Origin of the sequence: Pseudomonas sp. Sample_11, assembly GCF_004307505.1 — a bacterium.
Taxonomy (GTDB): domain Bacteria; phylum Pseudomonadota; class Gammaproteobacteria; order Pseudomonadales; family Pseudomonadaceae; genus Aquipseudomonas; species Aquipseudomonas atacamensis.
On record NZ_RCOD01000027.1, the window covers coordinates 232,407 to 239,380 of the forward strand.

The 6,974-nt window shown below is 61.0% G+C and carries 7 protein-coding genes; 3 read left to right on the forward strand and 4 right to left on the reverse strand.

Features of this window, described 5'->3' with window-relative positions; all coding sequences use genetic code 11:
* Positions 1–48: 48 nt before the first annotated feature.
* Positions 49–942 carry a LysR family transcriptional regulator gene (locus D8U60_RS06695; RefSeq protein WP_122700080.1) on the forward strand — a complete coding sequence of 298 codons (894 nt, stop codon included), beginning with the start codon at positions 49–51 and terminating at the stop codon, positions 940–942.
* Here D8U60_RS06695 and D8U60_RS06700 read toward each other — a convergent pair.
* From D8U60_RS06700 to D8U60_RS06715, 4 genes are all read right to left on the reverse strand, one after another.
* Positions 908–1,522: a GNAT family N-acetyltransferase gene (locus D8U60_RS06700; RefSeq protein ID WP_016774208.1), complete on the reverse strand. Its 615-nt coding sequence runs from the start codon at positions 1,520–1,522 to the stop codon at positions 908–910. The two genes, D8U60_RS06695 and D8U60_RS06700, sit on opposite strands and share 35 nt — an antisense overlap.
* A gap of 299 nt (positions 1,523–1,821) precedes the next feature.
* Positions 1,822–2,580 (reverse strand): DNA polymerase III subunit epsilon, encoded by a 759-nt coding sequence (gene dnaQ / locus D8U60_RS06705; RefSeq protein ID WP_024012494.1) that lies wholly within the window; start codon positions 2,578–2,580, stop codon positions 1,822–1,824.
* 215 nt (positions 2,581–2,795) lie between these two features.
* Complete coding sequence (rnhA, locus tag D8U60_RS06710; protein ID WP_007910572.1) at positions 2,796–3,266, reverse strand: ribonuclease HI; 471 nt, start codon at positions 3,264–3,266, stop codon at positions 2,796–2,798.
* Positions 3,267–3,356: 90 nt separating this feature from the next.
* Positions 3,357–4,115 (reverse strand): methyltransferase domain-containing protein, encoded by a 759-nt coding sequence (locus D8U60_RS06715; RefSeq protein WP_041480625.1) that lies wholly within the window; start codon positions 4,113–4,115, stop codon positions 3,357–3,359.
* Between the two features lie 66 nt (positions 4,116–4,181).
* Between D8U60_RS06715 and gloB the strand changes: the two genes are divergently transcribed.
* Positions 4,182–4,949 (forward strand): hydroxyacylglutathione hydrolase, encoded by a 768-nt coding sequence (gene gloB / locus D8U60_RS06720; protein WP_130899776.1) that lies wholly within the window; start codon positions 4,182–4,184, stop codon positions 4,947–4,949.
* A gap of 99 nt (positions 4,950–5,048) precedes the next feature.
* Complete coding sequence (locus D8U60_RS06725; RefSeq protein ID WP_122610190.1) at positions 5,049–6,512, forward strand: transglycosylase SLT domain-containing protein; 1,464 nt, start codon at positions 5,049–5,051, stop codon at positions 6,510–6,512.
* Positions 6,513–6,974: the final 462 nt, after the last annotated feature.

Here is a 6,974-nt window from a genome sequence, read left to right on the forward strand (position 1 = left end):
GGGTAGGATTCAGCGTCTGACCCCACCTGCTGAACATGGACTTCACGCATGCGTTTACGCCACATCGAAGTGATTCAGGCGCTCTTGCAGACCGGTCACCTGGGCACCGCCGCCGAATGGCTGCAATTGCCGGTGACCGAGGTCGAAGAGCGTTTGCGCGAAGCCGAGAGTCAGTTGGGGTTCATGTTGTTCGCCAGCGTTCGCGGGCGGCTGCAATCGACCCCCGAAGCGCGCGCCTTGCAAGTGGAAATCGCACACGTTTACGAGGCGCTTGAGCCGGTGCAGCGTCTGGCCAGCAGCCTCAAGCAATACCTCGCCCCGCCCTTGCGCATCATCGGCACCCCGCCGCTGGCCCAACAATTACTGCCACAAAGCCTTGCGACTCTGCGTCGGCGCTTGCCGGACGCACCGTGCAGCCTGCTCAGCGCGCCGACTCGCGACATCGTCCGCAGCCTGTTACTGCGCGAAAGCGATCTGGGCCTGAGCCTGCACGATCCCGAACACCCCGATATCCACTGCCAGCCGCTGGCCCAGGGCAAGCTGCAATTGCTCGCTCCGCACGGCTGGCTGCAACCGAAACAGAAATACATATCCCTGGCAGATCTGGCCGGTCAGGCCATGGTCGGTCTCGAAGGCCAGGATCCGCTGAGTCCGGCGCTGGAAAACAAACTTCAGGCCTTGCGCCCGGCACCAAGCATTCAGACCCGCGTGCAGACCCATCAGATGATGCGCAGCATGGTCGAGGCCGGCGAAGGCCTGGCGATCGTCGACCCCTTCACCGCGTTGGGCGCCCGCGCCGGTGGGCTTGACGTCTGCCCGCTCTCACCGGCTGTGCCGATCAACCTCTACGCCCTGACCTTCAAACATGCCACGCCGTCGGCGGCGATTCAGACACTGCTGACCATCGTCACGGAACAAGCCGAGGCGATGTTGTCGAGCTGAGTGGTTTTTCCAGCGGATTATCGAACAGGCGATACCAGAACAATGCGACTTCGGCGGTGTGCGGATCGATGCCGCGATAGCGCAACTGGTCGATGCCGCCGATCACATAACCGCAGCGCTCATACAGCCGACAGGCGCCGAGGTTGTTGTTCTGGGTTTCGAGCATGATGCCCGGCAGCTTCTTCTTGCGACTCCAGAACTGCGCGACATCGAGCAACGCCTTGGCCACGCCGTGGCGACGGGCCGGGGCATGCACCGCCAGTTCATCGATGTGGGCAAAGCCGTTCCAGTTGGTGCTGATCACCAGGTGACCGACCGGCTCGTCGTCCAGGTACGCCATGAAAATCGCACTGTCGGGCGCGTTGTGAAAGGCGCTGAATTCTTCGGGATCAATACCGTAGCACTTGCGATACGGCACGATTGGCGTCACCGGCCACTGCTCGACCGGCTTGCCGATCACGGCGGCGCCATAGGCGGCCACCTCGAAACTGAAGTCGCTGCCCCAGATATACGGCGCAAAACCTTCGTCGGCGACCCGCACCGACAACCCTGGGTATTTCGGATTCATGACCGGTTGCATACTGGGAAAAGTCCTCATTCCTTGACGCAGCCGACAGTGTCGACCTTGCTGTCGCGATGGATGATTGCCAGCGCAAATTTCAACTCTTTGTACATGAGGCTCAGTGTCCTGAGGCGGCAGATTTGCACCTGACCAGTGCACTCAGGGTAGAGGGTTGCGACGAATGTGGCGAGAGTGGCAACTTGGCTCCATGTCGCCAAACGCAAAAAATCGCTGCCTTCGGTGTCTCTAACTTGGAATGCAATCCCCGTAGGAGCCGCCGAAGGCTGCGATCTTTTGATCTTTGATCTTCAGGTTTATCAGGCCTGCGCATCAGCCTCGGCAATCTGCGTCCACAACGCCGGCGCACCCGCCGATTTGGCGATGATTTCCAGCCGCACCAGATGCGCCGCCAGTTCTTCTTCAGTCGCCCGGATGATGCGTGCTGGCTGACGATCGACCGGCAGGCGGCGGATTTCGGTAGCCGAGTTGTCGGCACCCTCGCCCGTGCCATTGCCATCGGAGGCGTTGCCGGCCAGCGACAGGCTGGTCTGGCCGCCGGTCATGGTCAGGTAGACGTCGGCGAGAATTTCCGAGTCGAGCAAGGCGCCGTGCAGTTCACGGCCGGAGTTGTCGACGCCGTAACGCTTGCACAACGCATCGAGGCTGTTGCGCTGCCCCGGGTGACGTTCCCGAGCCATCATCAGGGTGTCGAGGATCGTGCAATGCTGGGTGATGTCAGCGCGATCGTGCTGGCCCATCAAGGCGAATTCGTTGTTGATGAAGCCAACGTCGAACGCCGCGTTGTGGATGATCAGCTGTGCGCCCTGGATGAACTCGAAGAACTCGTCGGCGACTTCGGCAAAGCGCGGCTTGCCGACGAGGAATTCGTTGGTGATGCCGTGCACACCGATCGCACCTTCGTCGCTCTCGCGATCCGGTTGCAGATAAACGTGAAAATGCCGGCCCGTCAGGCGCCGACCGATCAGTTCGACGCAACCGATTTCAATGATCCGGTGACCATCGGTCACCGGCATGCCGGTGGTTTCGGTATCGAGTACAACGGATCTGGTGGCCATCAGTGCTCAGCTCTCAACGGGTCAATCGGGCAAAGGCGCGGATGTTAACACGCTGGGAATGAAGCCTGTAGGAGCTGCGGCACGCTGCGATCTTTTGATTTTTCTTACAGCAAGATCAAAAGATCGCAGCCTTCGGCAGCTCCTACAGGGGAATGCATTGCAAATGTGGGAGCGAGCCTGCTCGCGAACGGCCACGCCACGGTTCACAAGCGAAATCAGCTCTGCTTGTAACCGCGAACTTCATCCACTCCACGGTTGGCCAGTTGGTCAGCCCGCTCGTTACCGTGATGGCCAATGTGCCCGCGCACCCATTTCCAGGTGACTTTGTGGCGATTGACCTGCTCGTCCAGCTCTTTCCACAGATCGGCATTCTTCACTGGCTCTTTCGCAGCCGTTTTCCAGCCGCGCTTCTTCCAGTTGGCCATCCACTCGTTGATGCCTTTCATGACGTATTGCGAGTCGGTGACCAGCAGCACTTCGCAGGGGCGCTTGAGCGCTTCGAGGCCACGAATCGCGCCGAGCAGCTCCATGCGGTTGTTGGTGGTGTTGGCCTCGCCGCCCCACAGTTCCTTTTCGACGCCCTTGCACACCAGCAGCGCGCCCCAGCCGCCGGGGCCGGGGTTACCCTTGCAGGCGCCGTCGGTGAACAGTTCTACGGTGTCGACGCTTTCCACGCTTTCGCTCATGCCAGTCTTTCCAGAAAAATGCCTGTCCTGCCAATCACGGATCGACAATGACCGCGGCCGGGACAAGACCGGCCACAAATAAAAGAGGGTTTACGGTTCGATGCGGCGGCGGTTGACCTTGGCCATCGGCAGCGGAATCAGCTTGCCCATCGGCTCGCGGCGTTCCTGGCGCAATGGCCGCAGCCCCACCACGATCTTGCGCGCCACCAGCAGATAGAAGCCACCGCCGGACAGCTGCCAGTCACCGGCCTTGCGTTCCCAGCCGGCCAGACGGTTCTGCCACTTGGGCGACGCGAGCGGCGGACGATAGCACCCGAAGCGGCGTTTCTCCAGCGCGAAGCCGAGCAGATTGAGCCAGTCGGCGACCCGCGACGGGGAGATGCAGCGCGCCTTGCGCAGGGCATCATTGGCGAAGAAATGCCGCAGCCCCCAAGTGCTCCAGGGGTTGATGCCGATGATCAGCAGATGCCCGCCGGGGCGCACGCTGCTCGCCGCTTCACGCAGCAAACCGTGGGGCGACAGGCAGAAATCCAGGCCATGCTGCATCACCACCACGTCGGCGGCGTGCTCGCTCAACGGCCAGGCCTGCTCTTCGCAGACGATCTCGACCCCGGGCAACGGCGCGCCAAGACGCACGTTACGCTGCACTTGCGGCGCGGCCGGCGGGGTTTCGGCGGACGGGCCGTAATGCACAAGATAACCGCCGAAGAACCGGCCGAGCTCGTCGTCGAGCATGCGCCGCTCTTCATCCAGCAGAAATTGCCCGAGCGGCCCCGACAGCCATTCGCGGGCGGCGCTGATCAATGCCAGCCAGTCGGGATCGGCCTGAGCGAACGCTTTATCGGTCATGTCATTCTCCAACGCGCCAGGAACTACTAAGATGCGCCAATGTTTTCCGCTTGGCGAATTCCGACGATGATACAGATCAGTGCCCTGCCCGCGTTCACCGACAACTACATCTGGTTGTTACAGGATCATCAGACCCAGCGCTGTGCGGTGGTCGATCCGGGCGACGCTGCCCCGGTGCAGGCTTGGCTCGAGGCCCATCCGGGCTGGGTGCTCAGCGATATTCTGATCACCCACCATCACCATGACCATGTCGGCGGCGTCGAGCGCCTGAAGGCCGCGACCGGCGCCAAGGTCTACGGCCCGGCCAGCGAAAGCATTCCGGCGCGTGACATAGCGCTCAAGGACAACGACAGCGTCAGCGTGCTCGGCTGGAACTTCGACGTCTATGCGGTGCCCGGTCACACCCTGGGGCACATCGCCTATTACCACCATGGCCTGCTGTTCTGCGGCGACACCCTGTTCGCCGCCGGTTGCGGCCGGTTGTTCGAAGGCACACCCGAGCAGATGTACCACTCGCTCAGCCGTCTTGCGGCCTTGCCGGAAGATACGCTGGTCTACTGCACCCATGAATACACCTTGAGCAATCTGAAATTTGCCGCCGCCGTCGAGCCGGGCAATCCGGAAGTCGCCGCCCGTCTGGAAAAGGTCACGCAGCAACGGCAGAACGGCGTGATGACATTGCCGTCGACTTTGGCCCTGGAAAAGCTTACCAATCCGTTTTTACGCACTTCTGAAACATTGGTTACACAAAAAGTGGACGAACGGGAAGGCGCTCAAAACCGGGAGCCGAGCGAGGTATTTGCGGCTCTGCGAGCATGGAAAGACAAGTTCTGACGACCGCGCCGGCTGGGACAAAAATTCTCAATGGTTGACCGCAGGGGGTGCGCTTTCTAGAATCGCCCGACATTTTTGCCCGGAACTTACTTCCAGCCAATGTCGTCATCCATACGTAAGTCCGTCAATTCAGATGCTTTGACCCGCCTGGCGCAAGCCATCGCGGTGGCTGTGTCCGCCACGCTGGCGGGTTGCTCCAGCCACGCTCCGCAGACTGAAGCGACGCACACGCCGAACATTGCTGCGCGAGCCAAGCAGAAGCCGATCTGGCTGACCGAGAAGCCCACTCCCGTGGCGCCCCAGGACATCTGGGAACGCATGCGCCAGGGCTTCCAGTTGCAGGAAGGCCTTGGCGTCAATCCGCGCATCGAGCAACAGCGCCTGTGGTTCGCCAGTAATCCCTCTTTTCTCGAGAATGCCGGCGAACGCGGCAGCCTCTACATTCATTACATCGTCGAACGCCTCGAAGAACGCAACATGCCGTTGGAACTGGCCCTGCTGCCAGTGATCGAGAGCGCGTACAACCCAATGGCCTACTCCCGCGCCGATGCGGTGGGCCTGTGGCAATTCATTCCGTCCACCGGGCGCTACTTCAACCTGCGCCAGACCCGCTTCTACGACGGTCGTCGCGACATCACCGCTTCGACCACTGCAGCGATGGATTACCTGACTCGCCTGCACGACATGTTCAACGGCGACTGGCTGCTGGCTCTGGCGGCCTACAACGCCGGTGAAGGCACCGTCAGCCGGGCGATCGAGCGCAACGAAAAGCTCGGCCTGCCCACCGACTACTGGAACCTGCCGCTGCCGGCGGAAACCCAGGCCTATGTGCCGAAGTTGCTGGCACTGTCGCAAGTAGTACTGGCGCCGGAAGCCTACGGCGTCAACCTCAACCCGATCGCCAACGAGCCGTACTTCCAGGTCGTCGAAATCAACCAGCGCATGGACCTGTCCAAGGTCGCTGCGGTGGCGAACATCGATGAAGACGAACTGTTCCAGCTCAACCCGGCGTTCAAACAGCGCACCACCATCGATGGTCCGCAGCACTTGCTGGTGCCGACGTCCAAGGCGCAACTGCTGACCGCCAGTCTGCAGACCATGCGCCCGGACGAACTGATCAGCCCGCGCTCGCTGAAACCGGTGTTCGAAGGCGCCGATCCGTCGGAAGTCGCACAGCTCAAACGCGCCTATCGGGTCAAGCGTGGCGACAACCTCGGCTCCATCGCCAAGGCCAACAAGGTCGAAGTCAAGGATCTGCAGCGCTGGAACAAGCTGACCGGCAAGAACCTCAAGGTCGGCCAGACCCTGGTCATGCAGGACAACACCAAGCGTGCACCGGCGCGCAAGTCCGGCCGGGTCAACACTGTGGTCGCGGCCAATACCAAGAGCAAAGGCAAGGAAGAGAGCAAGCAGCAGACCCGGTACAAGGTCAAGCGTGGCGACACTCTGTACGTGGTGGCGAAGCGCTTCAACGTTGAGATGCAACATCTCAAGCGCTGGAACCCGGGTGCGGGCAAGGCGTTGAAGCCGGGGCAGATGCTTACGGTTTATCAGCCGCACTGATTGAAGAGCCCCTGAATTCAGGGGCTTTTTATTGCCGATTGCTTTGTGCCAGACGGGAACACTGTGGCGAGGGGATTTATCCCCGCTGGGGCGCGCAGCGGCCGCGTTTTTTCGGCATCTTGAAGAAGGGACTGCTGCGCAGTCCAGCGGGGATAAATCCCCTCGCCACAGATAAATCCTCCTCGCCACAGATGAATCCCCTCACCACAGAAACAAATCAGCTCAACATCGTGTAGCGATTAACCCGGCATTAACCCGCATCTTTTTCCTGTCCAGACAAGCTGTTACTGTACGGCCCACAAAGCCCAAGCCGCTGGATCGGATCTGACTTGAAGCGTGCCCTCTCCCTGCTCCTGATCAGCCTGGCCTTGAGCTCACCCGCAAGCGCGACGATTACCGAAAGTCACGGTTATGCGCAGTTCGGCACGCTCAAGTACCCGGCCAGATTTACCCACTTCGACT